This window comes from Brevibacillus brevis, from assembly GCF_900637055.1.
Classification (GTDB): Bacteria; Bacillota; Bacilli; order Brevibacillales; family Brevibacillaceae; genus Brevibacillus; species Brevibacillus brevis.
Window position 1 is genome coordinate 5,941,467 of sequence record NZ_LR134338.1, and the last position, 19,526, is coordinate 5,960,992.

Annotated in this window: 18 protein-coding genes; 6 read left to right on the plus strand and 12 right to left on the minus strand. The window is 43.9% G+C overall.

Features of this window, described 5'->3' with window-relative positions; translation table 11 throughout:
* Positions 1-57: 57 nt before the first annotated feature.
* Together sstT and EL268_RS28820 are read right to left on the minus strand one after the other, a co-directional pair.
* Positions 58-1,296, minus strand: coding sequence for a serine/threonine transporter SstT (sstT, locus tag EL268_RS28815; RefSeq protein WP_106657425.1), 1,239 nt, complete (start codon positions 1,294-1,296; stop codon positions 58-60).
* A 412-nt stretch (positions 1,297-1,708) separates the two neighbouring features.
* Positions 1,709-3,232, minus strand: coding sequence for a chitinase (locus EL268_RS28820; RefSeq protein ID WP_106657426.1), 1,524 nt, complete (start codon positions 3,230-3,232; stop codon positions 1,709-1,711).
* A 419-nt stretch (positions 3,233-3,651) separates the two neighbouring features.
* On the opposite strand from EL268_RS28820, the gene glpT reads away from it, so the two are divergent.
* Entirely contained in the window at positions 3,652-5,016 is a 1,365-nt protein-coding gene (gene glpT, locus EL268_RS28825) for a glycerol-3-phosphate transporter (RefSeq protein ID WP_106657427.1), read from the plus strand.
* Positions 5,017-5,187: 171 nt separating this feature from the next.
* Here glpT and EL268_RS28830 read toward each other — a convergent pair whose 3' ends face one another.
* The 7 genes from EL268_RS28830 to EL268_RS28860 all read right to left on the minus strand — a co-directional run bounded on the left by EL268_RS28830 (position 5,188) and on the right by EL268_RS28860 (position 13,513).
* Complete coding sequence (locus EL268_RS28830; RefSeq protein ID WP_106657428.1) at positions 5,188-7,761, minus strand: ABC transporter permease; 2,574 nt, start codon at positions 7,759-7,761, stop codon at positions 5,188-5,190.
* Entirely contained in the window at positions 7,758-8,441 is a 684-nt protein-coding gene (locus EL268_RS28835) for an ABC transporter ATP-binding protein (protein ID WP_106657429.1), read from the minus strand. Before EL268_RS28835 ends, EL268_RS28830 begins: the two co-directional genes overlap by 4 nt.
* Positions 8,442-8,528: 87 nt before the next feature.
* Entirely contained in the window at positions 8,529-9,539 is a 1,011-nt protein-coding gene (locus EL268_RS28840) for a sensor histidine kinase (RefSeq protein ID WP_106657449.1), read from the minus strand.
* A gap of 1 nt (position 9,540) precedes the next feature.
* Positions 9,541-10,224: a response regulator transcription factor gene (locus tag EL268_RS28845; RefSeq protein WP_106657430.1), complete on the minus strand. Its 684-nt coding sequence runs from the start codon at positions 10,222-10,224 to the stop codon at positions 9,541-9,543.
* A 793-nt stretch (positions 10,225-11,017) separates the two neighbouring features.
* Positions 11,018-11,215 carry a hypothetical protein gene (locus EL268_RS28850; RefSeq protein WP_232030145.1) on the minus strand — a complete coding sequence of 66 codons (198 nt, stop codon included), beginning with the start codon at positions 11,213-11,215 and terminating at the stop codon, positions 11,018-11,020.
* A 110-nt stretch (positions 11,216-11,325) separates the two neighbouring features.
* Positions 11,326-12,744 (minus strand): MFS transporter, encoded by a 1,419-nt coding sequence (locus EL268_RS28855; RefSeq protein ID WP_106657431.1) that lies wholly within the window; start codon positions 12,742-12,744, stop codon positions 11,326-11,328.
* A 181-nt stretch (positions 12,745-12,925) separates the two neighbouring features.
* The gene (locus EL268_RS28860; RefSeq protein WP_106657432.1) at positions 12,926-13,513 is read right to left on the minus strand and encodes a TetR/AcrR family transcriptional regulator; all 588 of its coding nucleotides are present in this window, start codon (positions 13,511-13,513) and stop codon (positions 12,926-12,928) included.
* Positions 13,514-13,810: 297 nt separating this feature from the next.
* On the opposite strand from EL268_RS28860, the gene EL268_RS28865 reads away from it, so the two are divergent.
* From EL268_RS28865 to EL268_RS33785, 5 genes are all read left to right on the plus strand, one after another.
* Positions 13,811-14,230, plus strand: a complete 420-nt coding sequence (locus tag EL268_RS28865) for a MarR family winged helix-turn-helix transcriptional regulator (protein ID WP_106657433.1) — start codon at positions 13,811-13,813, stop codon at positions 14,228-14,230.
* Positions 14,231-14,257: 27 nt separating this feature from the next.
* Positions 14,258-14,899, plus strand: a complete 642-nt coding sequence (locus tag EL268_RS28870) for a nitroreductase family protein (RefSeq protein WP_106657434.1) — start codon at positions 14,258-14,260, stop codon at positions 14,897-14,899.
* A gap of 31 nt (positions 14,900-14,930) precedes the next feature.
* Positions 14,931-15,227, plus strand: a complete 297-nt coding sequence (locus EL268_RS28875) for a putative quinol monooxygenase (RefSeq protein WP_106657435.1) — start codon at positions 14,931-14,933, stop codon at positions 15,225-15,227.
* Between the two features lie 409 nt (positions 15,228-15,636).
* Complete coding sequence (locus EL268_RS28880; protein ID WP_106657436.1) at positions 15,637-16,917, plus strand: MFS transporter; 1,281 nt, start codon at positions 15,637-15,639, stop codon at positions 16,915-16,917.
* A 369-nt stretch (positions 16,918-17,286) separates the two neighbouring features.
* Positions 17,287-17,421: an SRPBCC family protein gene (locus tag EL268_RS33785; RefSeq protein ID WP_269149377.1), complete on the plus strand. Its 135-nt coding sequence runs from the start codon at positions 17,287-17,289 to the stop codon at positions 17,419-17,421.
* 88 nt (positions 17,422-17,509) lie between these two features.
* Here EL268_RS33785 and EL268_RS28885 read toward each other — a convergent pair whose 3' ends face one another.
* The 3 genes from EL268_RS28885 to EL268_RS28895 all read right to left on the minus strand — a co-directional run bounded on the left by EL268_RS28885 (position 17,510) and on the right by EL268_RS28895 (position 19,344).
* Positions 17,510-17,926: a VOC family protein gene (locus EL268_RS28885; protein WP_062524540.1), complete on the minus strand. Its 417-nt coding sequence runs from the start codon at positions 17,924-17,926 to the stop codon at positions 17,510-17,512.
* Between the two features lie 345 nt (positions 17,927-18,271).
* Positions 18,272-18,799, minus strand: a complete 528-nt coding sequence (locus tag EL268_RS28890) for an O-acetyl-ADP-ribose deacetylase (RefSeq protein ID WP_106657437.1) — start codon at positions 18,797-18,799, stop codon at positions 18,272-18,274.
* A 74-nt stretch (positions 18,800-18,873) separates the two neighbouring features.
* Complete coding sequence (locus EL268_RS28895) at positions 18,874-19,344, minus strand: DinB family protein (protein WP_106657438.1); 471 nt, start codon at positions 19,342-19,344, stop codon at positions 18,874-18,876.
* Positions 19,345-19,526 lie beyond the last annotated feature (182 nt).

Genomic DNA, 19,526 nt, shown 5'->3' on the forward strand with positions numbered 1-19,526 from the left:
ATAAAACTGCCCCCCAATTGTTAATCCAGTCTCACAATTGGGGGGCAGTTCATTCGCCTATGCTGCTTTGGAGATATTTATTTTCTTTCCTTCTTTTCGCCATTCTTTAAACTCAGCTGCTGCTGTGAAAAGAACGTCTGAAGAGGAGTTAAGTGACGTTTCAAAAGAGTCTTGTAACACTCCAATAATAAAGCCGACTCCGACTACCTGCATCGCAACTTCATTTGGAATACCGAATAGGCTACATGCTAGAGGAATCAGTAATAAAGATCCACCAGCCACCCCTGATGCACCGCATGCACATATAGCTGATACTATGCTAAGGATGATAGCGGTAGGGATATCCACTTGAATACCAAGTGTATGAACCGCTGCAAGGGTCAAAACAGAAATCGTGACAGCTGCACCAGCCATATTAATAGTAGCCCCTAATGGTATCGAGACCGAATAACTATCTTTATTCAAACCCAGACTTTCACATAATTTCATATTTACAGGAATATTTGAAGCTGAGCTTCGTGTAAAGAATGCTGTAATGCCGCTTTCCTTTATACACTTGAAAACAAGCGGGTAAGGGTTTTGTCGTATAGCTGCATACACAAGGATTGGATTGACAACCAGTGCCACAAAGAGCATGCAACCAATCAGAACAGCAAGTAATTTCGCATAGCCTACTAACGCATCAAGTCCATTTGTAGTAATAGACTCAAATACTAGTCCCATGATTCCTAATGGTGCAAGCTTAATTACCCAACCAACCAATTTCGATACCGCATCCGAAAAATTGCTAATCATCGTTTTTGTCGTATCAGCGGCATTTCGTAAAGCCAAACCAATAAGTACTGCCCAAGCTAAAATACCGATATAGTTCGCTTTAACAATTGCATTAACCGGGTTATCAACCACATTTAGCAGCAATGTCTTGAGAACCTCTACAACACCGCCAGGAGGCGTCACATCCTTAGCTCCCTCTACAAGTGTTAAGCCTACAGGGAATATAAAGCTTGCAATAACGGCGACTGCCCCAGCTAAAAAGGTTCCTAAAAGATATAAGACAATGATAAATTTCATATTCGTTTGGTGCCCACTTTTATGTTGAGCAATGGCTGACATAACCAAAAAGAGTACCAACACAGGTGCAATCGCTTTCAAAGCGCTTACAAATAAAGAACCGAAAACTGCTACGGGTTTTGCTACTTCGGGAATCGTTACAGCCAGGATAATACCAATAATCAAACCTACAATGATTTGCTTTACCAGACTTACTTGATTTACCTTCGTCAGTATACTTTTCATAGATGTCCCCCCACTAAGATAAACTTCTCCCGACCCTGCAATAGATTCTCGCTTTCTGTATGATTTTATCTTCGATGGATGGCTATTCTAATCACAGTCCACTCCACAAAGACAAATAAGTATCATTATACTGATTTTTTGATATATTACAAATGGACAAATTTTACTAAACTGAACAACTACCTTTTTACATGAATTTATGGCTTCACCTACACCACCAAGAATGATGCTTCCATAACGAAAAAAAGTGCAGATAATCCATACGATGAAAGATAGTGGTAATCGATCTTTCTATTTGATAGTAGTACCGATATGTTGGGTAACCAAGAGTAAAACCCTCCCGGTAAGAACCAAGGGAGGGTTTCGCCCGTCGGCTAAATTCTGGTGCCTCTCTTTTTGCGCGAAGATCCTGTCATTGCTGGCTCAGTGAATCAAGCGAAGTGCGAACATGATTGGCAAACGAATAGTTATTTTTAGCATCCCAGTTGATAGACCAGGTCATAACTCCTTGGAACTGGGGATAACCAGCTGGATTTTGGAGTTTGTACGTTCCTCCAAAAGACGTGCCTTTTACCAAGTATTGAAGTGCTTTCTGGATATCGGCAGGAGACGTATACCCTCCCCCGGCAGCACTTGGAGCAGAAGGCAGCCCGATCGCGACTTGGTTCTCCCTCAAGGCTGGAAACATGTTGTTAGGATTACGGCCGATTGGGAATCCTTTCAATAGCATTTCTGCCATCGCTACTTGGAAATCAGCCGTTCCTTGTTGATACGTACGACCATCTAATGCTTCTAGCGCTCCGGAATTATAGTGTTGGACGTGGATATAATTCATTCGATCGCGAAGGGCATGAATCACAGGCAGATAAGCGCCCCACGGCCCACCATAGCTAGCGTAGCCTCCTTGGACATAAGCCGTTTCTGGCGCCATTGTCAAAATAAAAGATGGGCCAAATGTATTCGTGATCGTCTGAGTCGCTGAGATTAAGTTTACAATTTTAGGCGTTGTCGGATTTCTAAAATCAGTGTCCCCCGCATTTAGCGACAGGGAGCTTCCTTCCAGATCAATATCCATACCATCAAAACCATACGTTTGAATGATCGAGGTCATCGAGGCAATAAAATTTTGTTTGGCAGTTTCCGTCGTCAACTCGACTGTACCATTCGCTCCGCCAATCGAGATGAGGACCTTCTTCCCCTTTGATTTTAACAAGGCGATATCCGACTTAAATTCCTCAATGGATGCATTGAACGGCACGAATCCCATTGTCGCATGATCGCCACCGACTGGTTCTGCGAACGCAACATTGATGACATCGTATTTATCTGAGACATCTCTTAGCTTGAGTACCGTAGAACCATTGTCAAAATTATGCCAGTAGCCGATCAAAAGTCGTTTGGACACCGGTTCGGTTGGGGATTTTGATAAAGTTGTTACCGTTATTGGGGTGCTCAAGGGGGATACATTGCCTGCGGCATCTTTTGCCTGTATCGTGAATGAATATGTCGTATTTGCTTGAAGCCCAGTCACAGTATAGGATGTTGTACTCGATGTACCAGCGAGTGTATCTCCGTTGTAGACGAGATACTCCTGAACAGCTATGTTATCCGTAGAAGCTGACCAAGATAAGCTGACCGAACTACTTGATATCCCTACTTCACTAAGATTTGTGGGAGACGTAGGTGGAATGGTATCGGGAGCAGAGGGACCTTGCAGTTGCCACAGTGTCGGTACGTTGGGTGGTTCCCATCCGACAAGCGATGTATGAGCAAATGTACATTTGTAATCTTGCCCTTGATACGTAACCATGTCTCCTAAGTTGTATACGGTGTTGGGAGTCCACGGCGTCATGGCGTGAGAAGACTGCGGGAATATCGAAAAGATTAAGATAAGCGATAGTACTACCAAAAATCCTGTTTTTCTCAACAAATACATCAAACCACTCCTTCTTTATTTTTCACTTGTACAAAAAAGATGTCCTTTACATCTTTGCTAACCCTCTCATACAGATGAGCTAATATAAAGATATCCTTATATTTGGAAAAAATGTATTTTTATGAATAAAGTATACATAAGAAAACCTCTTCGAGGCTTTTTCGAAGCCTCCCACAGAGACAAACATAGATAAAATCAGATTCGTATCGCACTGATCTCTGCATATGGGAAAATAACCCAGAACAACTTCGTTGACAACGTTTTCACAGAATAATAGAATACACTTAACAAGTTAACTATGATGGAGATTCGGAGACTCATACTTATTGGCACTTTCATTTTTGAAAGCGCCATTAAGGTATGGGTTTTTTTACGTGTATCGCCATCTTTGTTAGAAATTACTTAGGGGGAGGAATAAGATGCTCAAGCTGTTTAAGCCTGCACCGCCTATTGACAGATTGCCTGACGAACAAATTGATTCTGAGTATAAAAAGCTCAGGCTTCAGGTGTTTCTCGGAATCTTCATCGGTTATGCGGCGTACTATCTCATCCGCAAAAACTTCTCGCTAGCCATGCCTTATTTGATTAAAGAAGGATTTACAAGATCAGAGCTCGGTTTTGCGTTATCCGCCATTTCGATTTCCTACGGGATCAGCAAGTTTGTAATGGCCATTTTTTCAGACCGAAGCAACCCGCGAATGTTCTTGCCTGCCGGTTTGATTCTTTCTGCACTTATCAGTTTGATGATGGGCGTTGTTCCTTACTTCACTTCATCCGTCTCGATCATGTTTGTGATGCTGTTCCTGAACGGTTGGTTCCAGGGAATGGGCTGGCCTCCATCCGGACGTGTCCTCGTACACTGGTTTAGTGTAAGTGAAAGAGGAAACAAAACAGCTATTTGGAATGTAGCCCATAACGTTGGTGGAGGCTTGATGGCCCCCCTTGCTGTTGCAGGTGTAGCGATGTTCACCGGGCTTTCGGGTAATAACTCTTCCGGGTATGAAGGCGTGTTTATCCTGCCCGCTCTGGTTGCCATTGTCTTTGCATTCATTACGTATTTCTTAATTCGCGATACTCCGCAGTCAGTGGGCCTGCCGCCTATCGAAGAATATCGCAATGACTATCCAAACAAGGCGAAGAAAACGTTTGAAACAGAATTCTCCACAAAAGAAATCCTGTTCAAATATGTATTGAACAACAAATGGGTTTGGGCAATCGCGATTGCCAACATCTTCGTCTACTTCGTCCGTTACGGCGTTCTGGACTGGGCGCCGACCTATTTGAGTGACGAAAAAGGCTTTGATATGAGCAAGTCGAGCGTTGCCTACTTCCTGTACGAATGGGCTGGTATCCCGGGAACGCTCCTGTGCGGCTGGCTGTCCGATAAATTGTTCAAGGGCCGCCGTGGACCCGCAGGGTTTGTCTTTATGCTCGGCGTATTGATCGCTGTTCTGGTCTACTGGTTCAACCCTCCTGGAAATTCCGTGGTCGATATGATTTGCCTGATCGCTATCGGTTTCCTGATTTACGGTCCAGTCATGCTGATTGGTTTGCAAGCCCTTGATTTTGTTCCGAAAAAGGCTGCGGGAACCGCTGCAGGGCTGACGGGTCTGTTTGGTTACCTGGGCGGTACAGTTACAGCGAATGCATTGATGGGGGTTATCGTTGATGCCTCCGGCTGGGATGCAGGATTTATGTTGCTGACGGCTTCGTGCGCATTGGCTGCTCTTGTTTTTGCTCTTACGTGGAATGTGCGAGGGCAAGAAGTAGTTAAAAATCATTAAAATAGTAAAAAGAAGGATGAAAATCGTTGTGATTTTTATCCTTCTTTTTTTATGGCATGAATAAGTAGTCTTCGCCGGACTCTCCAGCTGGCGGAGCGTCACAAAACATCGAAGAGACGCAAATGAGCAATCCCTCTTTGCTGGATGGGAAATGCTCATTTTTGCACAGACTTATAGATTCTCTTGTTTCAAAGCATCAATGATGTTTGCTTTCTTCACTTTTATGCTCGCGTAATACATGGACAAGCTCACGATAACAAATACAGCAGCAATCACATACAAAATGCTAGCCCAAGGCAATTCGAAATCGTACGAAAAACTATACGTGAAGGAGCGGTAAATCAACACCATAATCACTAAACTGATTGGAAGACCGTAAGCTAGCGCCTTCATACCATAAAAAATACTTTCATAGTTGATCATTTTATGAAAGCTTTTCGGCGTCATTCCAACCGACCTCAGCATCGCAAATTCCCGTTTACGAAGAGCCACGCTTGTCGAAATCGTGTTGAATATGTTCGCCATCGAAACCGCCGTTATTAAGGCCACGAAGCCATATACAAAAACAGACATGAACAATATCTTTCGTTCAGAGCGCTGTCTTTCTTGAAACAGGTTCATGACAGTTAAATCCTTCTGCATTTCTTCAATATACTGTTGTGTTTTCAACGGCTCCTTGCTTTTCAGGTAAAGCCCTGAATAAGAGCTAACAAAGACGCTTTTTTTCATGAGCTGCTCGAAGACGGGCTCGGACACGACAAGATTCACTTGAAGGATGCTTTCGGTTTGTACAATTCCCATAGGGAAATGATCAGTGACTGCCGCCAGCTCCACCTGGTTGACCACTTGCTGCTTATCATCTTCAGAGACGAGATCCAGCATTTCCCCTACTTTCTTATTGATTCTCGTCTCGATAAATTTACCCTTTTCATCTGGGAACGTCATGGTATCAATCAATATGGCAGTCGGGTGATCCGGATTCGTCAGCTTCGTATACTCTACACCAACCTGTTTGGCATACGCTTTCAGCTTATCTTCACGCATGGTATTTACACGGATATCGTATTTATACAAGTTATGTTCATGATGAAAATATGGCTTTACATTTTCAGGAACAGCTTCTTCAGCAAGCCACACGAAGTTGCCATTCATTTGTTTCATCAAATTAGATTCAGTGACACTTTCCAACGATGTGATCGTTTTTACCGATTGTTCATCTTCTAGCGTTGCCCCTTCGCCGACTGTATATATAGCGATATCATAGTTATAGCCTTTTTGTGAAAGCTCAAGTGATTTCTGCAGGTTGGAAGTGAAAAAGGACACGGCCAGAAACAGCACGATGCTAATGACAAGGGAAAAAACAGTGGCGTAATATCTGCGCTTGTTTCTTTTCAAATTTTTCAAGCCGATCTCCGCTTCTACGCCGAATAACCGTTTGACCAGCTTGGAGGTTTTCAGTGCTTTACTTGTGAGCTTGATATCCGCAGTTTGCCGAATGGCATCGATGGCAGAATTTTTAGAGGCTCTTTGAGCTGGGACATACGTAGATATGAAGATCGTGATAATCGATACCAGACAAGCGAGTGCGAGCGATAAAGGCGTGACGACTAACGTCAGTTTTTCAGTGACACCCAGCGCATCCTCAAGAATCGGGTTGATAAAACCAAAGGTAATGCCGATTCCAAGCATACCGCAGATGACTCCCAAGGGAATGCTAATGGCGCCAATCACCGCTCCCTCAAAAAATACCGAATTTCGCTTCTGCCTTCTCGTTGCCCCAACACTGGAGAGCATCCCTAAATAACGAGAACGCTGCGAGACGGAAATCGCAAAAGCATTGTAGATTAACGAAACAGAGCCGACAACAATCACAAGCACAACAATGAGCAATAACGAGTTGTAGGTTTGGCCCAATCCGCCACCCATCACACCATAATAACGCAGTAGCGAGTCATTCGTTTTAAACGAGCTGATGTTGTTTTTCTCTGCTAAGTCATTGGCATGATCAAATACAGTACTATCGATTTTCTCCACGACAACGCTCACGTCAACGGACTGGTTTGCATCCACCATGGTCTCGTCTATATAGGTAAGGGCTGTATACCCCGGCGCCCACGTCTGCTCCCATGTAGGACGTTTGATAAACCCGACAACGGTATACGTCTCGGTTTTGGTATCAACTAAGGTTTCCATGCTCGCACCAGCACTAGATCGCAATTGGTCATTTTGAGACAGATTCGTATCGCTTGGGTTAGCTTGAATATGGCGCTGTCCAACCTCAAGGGTTAAATGATCCCCTATTCGATAAGTGACTTTGGCATTTGTGGCGATCGCTTCCGAGAGAACAATCTCATCCGCTCGTTCTGGAAGTCTCCCTTCGCTGAGTTCGATCGGGAAGTTTGTAAAGCCTTGGGCATTATACGCTTTAATAAACAAATAAGGCTTGTTGAAATTTTGACTTCCTGGCAGCTGGGCATAGCCGCGTTCCTTTGAAGTCATAATTTGTTTGGTTGCCGTATCCTGCTTGATCGTTTCGAGTTGCTCTTTGTTTACGTCTCTGTACAGGACATGCCATTCTCCATAATCTTTTATCGTTTCCTTTTGCATCAGCATCAAAAAAGAGGAGCCAAGCGTAATCACAGCGGTCACCATAGCCACTGAAATTATGACTCCAATAATGGTCACAAGCGTCTGCTTCTTATTTTTCATTAAATGTCTGAGCGTTAGCTTATTGATGATATTCATGGTCGAATGACCTCGTCTCTCGCAATCCGTCCATCTTCAATCGCGATAATGCGATCGGCCTGCAAAGCAATTCGCTCATCATGGGTAATCATAATCAACGTCTGATGCAAGGTTTTGTTGAACATTTTCAATAAGTCAATGATTTCGCTGCTGTTTTTGCTGTCCAAATTGCCGGTTGGCTCATCTGCCAGTATGATCGCGGGCTGATTCATCAACGCTCTTCCTATCGAGACCCGCTGCTGCTGTCCACCGGAAAGCTGGTTGGGCAGATGATTTAAGCGATTTTTTAAATTCAACGTATTCACAAGGTCCTCAAACTGCCTCTGATCCACCTGGTGCTCATCGAGCAAGATCGGGAGCTGCATGTTTTCTTCCACCGTTAAAATCGGAAGAAGATTGTAGAACTGATAAATCAAGCCGATTTGCCTCCGCCTGAAAATCGCCAACTGTGTTTCATTCAGACTGTACATGTCCGTACTATCCACAAACACTTTTCCGCTTGTTGGTCGATCCACACCGCCTAGCAAATGTAAAAGAGTTGATTTTCCCGAACCGGACGGACCGACGATAGCGACGAACTCCCCTTTGTTCACCGAGAAGGATACGTCATCGAGTGCTTTTACTGCCGTGTCACCTTTTCCAAACACTTTAGACAGATGTTCGATCTTCAGAATTTCCATACTGAAACCTCCATACGTTTGCTGATGGATGTAGTATATCTGCCCAAAGTGACATTACAGTGACTAAGAAAGTGACAATCTCGTCACTTAGCCCCAATTAGAAGCTGGCTTGTAGAAGCGCATTCGAAATTGGGTTCCCTTATGAACATCACTCTGAACATCTATAACTCCATTCTGCTTCGTGATGATACTGTGAGCCATCGAGAGACCAATGCCGCTGCTACTCTCTCCAGCACTCTTTCCTTTATAAAACCGGTTGAAAATAAAAGGGAGTTCTTCCTTTGAAATGCCCTTCCCGTTATCTGTGACCATTATTTCCGTAAATAATGGGTTCTCTGAAAAGGAAATCGCTATGGTTCCACCTTCCTGCGTGTGCTCCACAGCGTTTTTTATAATATTGATGATCGCTTCCGTCGTCCAACTCAGATCGCCTAGAAACGATACGCTGTCTTCTCCCGTTATAGAAATCGTTTGTTCTTTGATGTCGATTGGAATGAGAACGGGTTGTAGCGCTTTTTCAATGAGCTTGGCCACCACGACTTGATCCTTCTTGAACGGTACAGCGTCTGCATCAATTTTAGAAAGCTTTAATAACGAAGAAACAAGCCAATCCAGCCGTTCGAGCTGGATGCGAATATTGCGTGTAAATTCCCTTCTTTTCGCTTCCGGCAGTTTGGTGTCGTCTACTAAATCCGCCATGACCATCATCGAGGTTAGAGGCGCTTTTAGCTGATGGGAGATGTCCGAAATCGCGTCTGTCAGATAGATCTTGTCTTTATGCAAAAGGGCGCTTTGCTCCGATAGCATAACCGTTACTTTATAAATCGTATTTTTCAAAATACTGAGTTCCCCTTCACGATTATCGCGTACGTCTAGGGTATAATCGCCACTGCTAATTTGCCGCACATAGCCAGATAGCTTTTCAATCTCCTGATATCTCAATCTCGTAAAGAGGAGGCTGCATCCGATAAGTAAAATAGAAGATAATAGAACGAGGATAACGGCAGCAAGTGAAAAAAATGTCGCGACTACAAGCAATACCAAACCGATCGTATACATCACCAAGAATTCGAGGCGGATCTCGCGATTACGTAGCAAACTACTCACCGACCTTATATCCTAAACCGCGTACGGTTTTAATAATAGTTGGAGCTTTCGGATCATCCTCCAGTTTTTCCCTCAGCCTTTTCATATAAACGGTTAACGTATTGTCGTTGACGAAGTCCCCTGCCACATCCCAAATTTGTTCCAAAAGCTGATTTCTGGAGAGAATCTGCCCGTGATGTTTGGCGAAGATCAGCAATAAACGGTACTCTAAAGCAGTCAATGGAATTTCAATGCCATGCTTATATACTTTTCCCTCAAGTGTATGAATACAGATCGGATCGATTTCGATGACGACCTTTGCCTGCGGCTGCTTTTGATATCTGCGCAACACCGATTTAATCCGTGAGAGCAGCTCGCGAATTCGAAACGGCTTTGTAATATAGTCGTCCGCACCCATATCCAGTCCCATCACGACATTGACTTCTTCATCAACGGCTGTCAAAAAAATAACGGGGATATCGCTTTGCTGCTTCACCATTTTACACAATTCATATCCACTTCCATCCGGCAGTGATAAATCGAACAAACATAAAGCGAACTGATCCAACTGCTCGGCTAAAACCTTTTTCGCAGATGTGACGTCATGGCACAGAACTGTGGAAAATTGGTCTTGCTGCAAAGAATATTCGAGTCCAGACGCAATTGTTTTATCATCTTCCACAAGTAAAATATTCATTGGATCATCCTCCTAAATTGATTTTTTTAAAAGACTACTAACATATTCTCGTCGCACAGTATCTCTCGAATGACAAACGTTAGACACTTCACATACCAAATAATCCCTACTATACCTTTCTATAACAGTAATATAATCGAGTTTGTTCAACTATCCTGTCAGTACTATATTTTCACAGTCTACCACTTTATTTTTCGAGTCTAATGGATTTTTTTCGGTGAACATCCGTTTTGTTTCATTTATGCAAACGTTGGTAAAATTAATAAATGCGAAAAAACTCTGTAACAGCAAGTGTCTTGCCGTGTTACAGAGTACAAGTTAAGTGACATTTTAAATTAAAATGCACACAAGGATGTGTTAACAAACAATAAAGTCTGTCACTGATTAACCCTGAGAAACAGAATAATATACTCTGTCAATACAAAAGCGGTCACAGATCATCGGTGCCTGTCGCGGTTTTTGTTTTGTACCTTTCTTCCCCTGATTTCACCATTATCGTTCCATTCGTTGCCTCCGGAACTTCTTGTTCCGAAAGCTTAGATCCATCTTATGAATTTACGGTTCACGGTTCGAATACCTTGTCGCTCGGTCCATCCCTCCAGCGTCTCCAAGCCTTCTATATCCGTCTACCAATATACTATTAATTTCATCAGGATACAGACTTCGTATTGTGGGCTATGGACCTCTCGGGAGAAGGTCGAGCTGAATGCATCTGTATAAACGAAAAGAGCTGCACGCCGAAGTCCAACTCCAGCCGTACAGCTCTTTATCTTGTTACCCTTGTGGCTATGCCTTACGGTAGAAAGTAAAGCGAACAGCGCACAATATTGTCCAGCATTTCACGTTCTGCGGGTACCGTGGTCACCGTAATCCCGTGCATAACATTAACCAGATCTTGGGCCAATGCTTTCAAATTCCAGGTTCCCTTCAGCTCATCGGTCTGCACCGCACGTTCCAACAGTTGATAAAAGCCTTCGTCGTTCTCAGCCATATTGGCTTGGACAACCTTAATTTGATCTTGAGTAAGATTGTTTTTGTTTGTATTGTAAGCATCCTATGTACAGTGTAAGACAAACTTTAAGGCAGATTAAACACGTTTGTTTAATGAAGGGGCGTTACTTTCTCGACTTCAGAAGATTTACTCTGTCTAAGCGAAATCAACGCGACGAGGATGCCCAATAGAGCAATAACGGCGTTTGCTATCAATGCTGTGCGAATCGCTTGGTTCAAATCTGCCGGCTTCATTGCTTCCAATGTCTCGCCTGTTCCCAAACTTAACGATATAATCGCCATGATGACTGCCAATCCGATTGCACCACCGATTTGTTGTCCTGTAGAGACGATCGCAGACGCTACACCTTGCTCATTCATCTTAATGCCTGTACTTGCAGCAATGTACATAGTGGTAAAGACAAGTGCCTGGCCAACCCCAATGATTACGGTACCGGGAATGATCCCCCACACTGATCCGGTTTCAGAGAGTCTTGTGAGCAAAAGAAACCCGATTGTACCCAGCCCCATGCCGATGGCGATTGTTTTGGCAACTCCAGCAGTGGAAACCATTTTGTTAACAAAGTTTGATCCGATTAATGCGCTTATAGTCAGCGGTAAGAAGCTGAGCCCGGACTGCACCGCAGTGAAATGCAGTACCTCCTGAGTGTAGAGTGTAAGGAAGTAATACAAACTGCCGAATGATGCAGAGAATAGCGCCGCAGAAAGTGTGGCACCCGTTAATGTACGAATACGGAACAGCCGGAAAGGAACGAGTGGCTCTTTCGTGCGATTTTCGATGACGACGAACAAAAGAAGTAGTACGGTACCGATCGAAGCCGGAATAATGGTATTTGCGCTGAGCCATCCTTCTGCAGGAGATGTGATCAGGTAATAAACAATGAGCATCATCCCTATCGTTACGGAAACCGCGCCTGCAAAGTCATAATGGCGTGTATTCGACGGTGTTTTGCTTTCCAGGAGAGCAACCGGAGCAAAAATAATGACAAACAGAGCAATCGGAACGTTGACGTAGAAAGTAGCTTCCCAGCCGATATAGGTGGTCAATATGCCGCCGAGTAACAACCCAAGAGACAGACCGATCCCTCCCATTGAAGCCCATACGGCTAATGCGCGATTTCGCTGATGACCTTCCTCGAAATTTGACATGATAAGCGAAAGGGTAGCCGGAGAAAGAAGCGCGCCGCCTAGGCCTTGTAAGCCTCTCGAGATGATTAGGATTAACTGAGAATCTGATAGTCCGCCGAGGAGAGAGCCTAATCCAAAGAGTCCCATTGCGACGATAAACATCCGCCTTCTTCCTATTAAATCAGATAATCTTCCACCAATTAGCAGGAATCCTCCATAGGCTAGTGAGTAGGCGCTGACTACCCATTGGAGGTTATTTGCCGTAAAACCAAGTTCCTCTGCAAGCGAAGGCAGTGCTACAAAAATGATAGTGTAATCAACGGCCAAGATTAACTGAGACAAGGAGAGAAGGAATAGAGCCAATCCCTTGTATCGATTCATAGAAACGTCTTCCTTTCATTGTTTTTTGATCGAACGGTCTAAAATTATTAAAAAAATAATTTGTTTCTAATTAAAAAACTGATTATAAGCCTTTTCTTTTTGGTCTAGCGTCGCCTCCCTTTCCGGACCAAACAGTCCGTTATAATCAAAAAAAGAAGGAAGCGGTGCTGCACCCCTTCGTTCAAAGATCAAGCGTAGCTAGAGTGACTTTGACAATATCGTCCAATACTACGGGATTCGACGTTAACTTAGCTGCTTGCGTGAGTGAATATCGGGCATGATTCAAATAGCGCGCAAGTGCCAGTAGATCGTCATGACGATTGCTTAATTCGCCTTGTTTGAAAGCGCGAATCAATGCTTGATGAAACGCCTGTTCCAATCGTACAGCATCTTGTTTAAAAAAGGCGGCTATTTCCGGAACATGAGGTACCTGGTCGATGGCACTATGCATGATGAAACATTCATTGCGTCGCACTTGATCTTTCAGCGCCTCCGCGACTTCGGTAAAGATACTCGCAATGGATTCCTTCACGGGGCCGGGGCGTTCGAGCATGGAAATCACGGCTTCCGTTTTCTCGTTCACATAATGTTTAACTGCGGAGATGAACAGTTCCTTCTTAGTCCCATAGGTGTCGTAAAGGCTTTGCCGAGCAATACCCAGGCCATCTAGTAGAAGCTGCAGTGAAGTTCCTTCATAGCCGTAGTGACCGAATACCTCCATGGCTTTACGAAGTACGACACTCGTATCAAACTCCTTATTTCTTCCCATTCATCATCCCCCTTTCAATGTCATCATACATTTTCCAGACCGTTCAGTCAATAAAAATTCCAGGCAGAATGCGCGGTCAATATTATTCAAAGATAATATTGTTCTTAGACTGAAGTAGCGACTTTTGCAGTGGATCATATGTTGCAAACGTTGAAATAAGATGCTATATTAATTGACGTATCAATGATTGATGCGTCAATTATCATCAAGTTATCATGCTCAACTGACTGTATGTTGTCATTGCTTGTGGATATATGACTGAGTTCCTATTCATATTGCCCCCGGGAGGCATTTTTCATGACACGCAAGGAATTTGAAGAGGAGCAGATACTGAATCTGCTCATTGGATTAACCAATAAAATAAGTCCCAAGTTCGAACGCTGTACCGGAATCAGCTCTACTCGTCTCGCGATCTTGCAAATCCTTTGCGAATGCAACGAAATCAATCAGTCCCAGCTACAAAAGCACATCAATATCGACAGTGCTGCCGTTACACGCCACCTGAAGCAACTGGAAGCGGATGGTATGGTAACCCGACACAAAAATCCAAACGATAACCGCGAAACCTTCGTTCGTCTATCCGAAGAAGGACATCATCGGATTGAAGGGTACAAAAGCGAGAAACGAAATTTTATCCAGCAGATTCTGGAAGGCTTCAGCGAGGATGAAACGCAGGTCTTAACTGATTTTCTCAAACGGATGCAAAACAACATTTGATGGTTCAAGAAAGGAGTCTGTTTTTACATGATAAACACAGTACAAAGAACAAATGATTTTCGTGAAATCACGTTTGGTCGTCGTTCTGTCAAACTTTATGATCCTGAAATAAAAATCAGCCGCGAGGAAATGATTGAAATTCTAGCGGGAGCCACACGCGCTCCATCTTCGGTCAACATGCAGCCTTGGCGCTTTGTGGTTATCGAAAGTCGAGAAGGGAAAGAAAAGCTTGCAGAGCTGGCACGCTTCAACAAAACGCAAGTACTCACCTCTTCCGCCGTCATTGCCGTATTCGTCGACATGAATAATGCAGAATATATGGATGAGATATTTGGAAAAGCTGTCGAGCTCGGATACATGCCGCAGGAAGTGAAGGACATGCAGCTGAAAGCCGTAAAACCTTACTACGCCAATCTTCCCGCTTCTGACCTGCGGGATGTCAATTTTATCGATGCCGGTCTCGTATCCATGCAATTGATGCTGGTTGCCCGTTCATTCGGCTATGACACGAACCCGATCGGCGGCTATGAAAAGGATCAAATAGCAGAAGCGTTTGATTTGGACAAGGATCGCTATCAACCGATCATGCTGATCAGTATCGGGAAAGCAGCCAAGGAAGGATACCCATCTTACCGTCTCCCTGTTGAGACAGTGACAACCTGGAAATAATTCAAATTCGTTGGAAGAAAGGTAGAAAACCATGCTTATTATACATGCCCATCTGCAAGTGATACCCGCACAGGAAGAAGCCTTCCTTCAAGCGGCCAAAGCCCTGGTTGCTGCAAGCCAAGCTGAAGAAGGGAATGTGGGATACACCCTTTTGAAAAGCACAGAGCAAGAATATCACTACACCATGGTAGAAAAGTGGAAGGACGCTGCCGCAGTAGCGGCGCACAATGCAAGCGCTCATTTTCAAGCTTTTGTGAAGGAAGCTCCTTCCTTTTTTGCAACAGCTATGGAATTGGAAGTATTCGCAGGAGAGCCTGTGAAGTTATAATTCGTGATGTACGGAAAAACAGCAAGGGTGGTCCTGCGATCAGCCTTGCTGTTTTTTTCTAGGGAGAAAAGACGCTGAAGGAAAGCCGTTTAACGTCACTGTCATTGCTTTTGTGAACAAACACAATCACTCTTCCTTTATTTTTAACTAGGCTATGCTCGTCCCGTCAATCTGAAACTCCAAAATGTAAAAGAAACAATCTCTCATTAGAATAAAAAATATAATCATCCCAAATACCTTCATACCAGAAATTAGGCTGACATTCCACTTTATATACCGCTTGAACAACAAAATGAATCATCCAACATTTGCGATAATGAAAGCGCAAGATCTTGAAACGTAAATTCCCCTATACTAAAAATGCTAATTTGAATGGCAATTAGTTGTGACGAAAAATGGGGGAACGAGCATGAGTAACAAGGTGGAAGGATTGTTAACTAACACAGATTTTCGAAGGCTCTGGATTGGGCAAACTGCATCACAGTTTGGGACTCAGGTTGCATTATTAGGAATGCCATTAGTGGCAGCTCTCTATTTAGGGGCCAGTCCCATGCAAATGGGGTTGCTTGGTTTTGCCGAGTATGCGCCATTTATCATTTTCGGTTTGCTCGCTGGTGTATGGATAGACAGATTTCCCCGGCGGCCAATTCTTGTTGCCGCTAACTTTTTCAGGGGTGCATTACTGCTCATTGTGCCGCTGACAGCCTTAACTGGATTCCTGAATATGACAGTTCTATATTTGGTAGCCTTCATAGTGGGTATCTGTACTGTCTTTTTTGATGTTGCCTATACATCCTTTTTGCCTTCCATTGTGAGCAAGGAGCAGCTTATTGATGGGAATAGCAAACTAGAGACTAGTAAATCTACCGCACAAATTGCTGGGCCGGGTTTATCAGGTGGACTGGAACAGTTAATCACCGCTCCTTTTGCAATATTGTTCACGTCGGTATCCTTTTTTGTATCCGCTGTGTACATAGCCCGGATTCGCAAGTTGGAGACAGTCATGGCAGATGCGAAAACACAAAAAAACATGTGGCTGGAAATGAAAGAAGGGCTGCATACGGTTTACACAAAACCGTTGCTGTGGGGAGTGGTGCGCTGCTCAACAGTCTTTAACCTTTCCTGGAATGTTATTTTTAGTGTTTATGTTCTATATGCATCACAAGAACTCAAAATCAGTGCGAGCATTCTTGGCATCATTTATGGAACGCTAGGAGTTGGGTACCTATTTGGCTCTCTGCTTGCCCAAAGGGCTGTACGTCGTTTTGGAGTAGGTCCAACAATTGTGGGTTCCGCTACGATCGCAGCAAGTGGCGGTTTGCTTGCTCCATTAGCAGTAGGATCAGAATTAAGTATTGCGTTGATTTTGATGCTCGGACAGCTTCTTTTCGGAATGGGTGTCTCAATGTTTAGCATTAGTACCATCAGTTTACGTCAAGTAATTGTACCCGATGCCCTGCAAGGTCGCGTGAATGCTACGTTTCGCTTTATCTCGTGGGGTTCTTTGCCGCTTGGTTCGTTAATTGGAGGGATGATTGGAGGGGCAATGGGTTTACGGTTCGCTTTATTTGCGGGTGGCATTGGATTGTTAGCTTCGGCTTGTACATTATTGTTCACCCCATTTTTACAACTACGTGTGAAATCATTTCATGAATTAACACTGGAAAAAGATGTGTCTATAAAGAGCTAAGGAGTGCCCTAAGAAATATTATACTAACAGGTTCGATAGCATAATAAAGCAGCGGTGAGTCTAAGACTTTATTTTCAATGAACAAAAAAAGCCCCAGACATGACCAATACGCTTGGCACACTAGGGCTTCTACTGTTTATTTAAGTAACAGACTTTAATCTTTAGTGACAAACATGATTATCACTCAACACAACTGTACAGAGATAATAAAGTTTTAGACTGACGTTGTTGATCTAATCAGTTTTTTGCGTTGCTAAATCAGCTGCCTTCGTAAAATTAGTTTTAGACTATACGTCAGAATGAAGCCATTCACGGATCTAAACTGAATAATAAAGTTTTCTTAGTGCTTCCATGGAAGACGGAAGAAGAGTGGATATTGCTTTCGTCGATCAAGGGAATGAGACGAAGGTCATTGAAACGTTCGACGCGGAAAGCTCCAATCCCGTCGAGTTCCAGCAAGCAGGCTGGCAAGCGATCATGGACAATTTCAAAGCCTATACCTAACAAAACTAATCATCGCGAAGAAGACGCCGGGGAAGATGCCCAGCGTCTTTCTTTTTGAACCCTAGTACGAGCGTGCTCTCCGTTAGCCTTAACCTTGTGCCGCATCCATGTTCATGTAGTTAATGGCCCACAGATGGCCGTCCAAGTCCACGAAGCCCCAATGATACATGAACCCATGATCTTCAGGTTCAGCGTGCAATTTCCCGCCCAAGGAGACCGCAGTATTCACGATTTCATCGACCTTTTCCCGGCTCTCGAAGGCCAATGCGATCGTCATCTGCGCATACTTGCTCGTATCGACGGATTCCTTCTCCGTGAGCGTATTAAAGAATGCTTGATTGATCAGCATGACCTGCAGGTTGTCGCCGATTACGATGGCTACCGAATTCTCGTTCTCGGGGAATTGCGGGTTGAGCTCGAATCCGAGTCCGGTGAAGAACGCTTTCGATTGTTCTACGTTTTTTACAGGCAGGTTGAAGCTCGTGAATGTGGACGTTAATGCCATTTTCAAAACACCTCTTCGTCAAATTAGTTTGTGTTCATTTTTGCCTTCGTTTATATAGACGACAGCCGAGGGACATGGTTCCAATCCTAGTAATTCGTGAGTTGTTCATACTATCCTGCCAGCTACGTGGCCCCAGTCTATAACTTTATTATCCAGTCCAATACTTTATTAATCAGTCTAAAACTTTATTATCTCTGGACACCATACATACTCTATCCAAAGAATAGTGTTCGATGAAAAACCACGATTAATGAAAACAGCGACGGACTAAGACGCGAGAATACAACTTAGTCTGGCGCTGTTCTATTGAACTAAAGAACCCCGTAGTTTAATAACTTATGCTCCTCAATCGGTATCGAAGAGAAGCCTATGGTACACGTTGAAATTTATATCATCCAAGCAAGCAAATATGATTTCCTCAAAAACAGGATTTTGTGTTGAAAATTCCACTACAGACTCTACTGCGATTTGAGCTGCTAGTTCTTTGGGAAATCGGTAGATCCCTGTACTAATATTGGGAAAGGCAATGCTCTTTGCTTCATACTCTGTTGCCAATTGCAACGATTTCAAGTAACAAGAACGAAGGAGCTGCTCCTCATTCTTTTTCCCTCCATTCCAAACAGGGCCTACGGTATGTATTATATATTTAGCAGATAGCTCTCCAGCTGTGGTGATGACTGCTTCGCCCGTCTTGCAACCACCTTGTTTGCTTACAATTTTTCTGCACTCACTCAAAACCTGAGGCCCTCCAGCTCGATGAATAGCACCGTCTACACCGCCACCACCCAGCAAGCTAGTGTTTGCTGCGTTTACGATGATATCAACACTAAGCTTAGTAATATCCTGCTTAACGACAGAAATCTTCGTTTTCATAGTCCGTTCCTTTTCTTGACCGCCATATCGCTCGCTATCGATCCCGTTAGTTTAATCACAACTAGCATTTAGTGTTATACCCTTTCCTCCCGATATGCCTGCCTTACCCGATCAATCTGGGCGAGGTGGTCACGAACATGCCGGACGCGAAATTCCAGCAGCTCTTTGAACGTGAACCGCGCTCCATCGGGATATTGCCCGACGCGCTCAAGCTGCTCGGGAGTCAGATTTGCCAGAAGCGGCAGCATGCTGGCCCGCAGCATTTGGAACAGGAGCAGATGCTGCTCGCAGTCCAACCGTTCATATCCTAGGTTATCCGCCCAGGCTTCTTGATCAAATGACTGTAGAAGTGGTTCTTCCTCCGCCAAGACTTTTCTCAGCCGATGTGTCGACAGGACTTCGCTATCGGTCACATGGATCACAATCTGATGGATGCTCCATTTGTCCGGTGCAGTCTGGAAACGCAACTCTACCTCAGACAATCCTTCAATGGCTTCTCGCAGCAACGCATAGTCTTGGCTGTACTCCTCAATCAACTTTTCCATCCGATCTCCTCCATCATTATTTTTGTGGGAGGGTGCATTCGATAATAATTATTATTCTTCGTTATAGAACAAGTACCTTCTGGGGTTTAGCTAATAATAAGTCTCCCTAAAGGGATTTCTTCGGAAAGTCCCCAAATGTTTATTCCACTATTGGGACTTTAGAGATTAAGCAAAACTGCCAG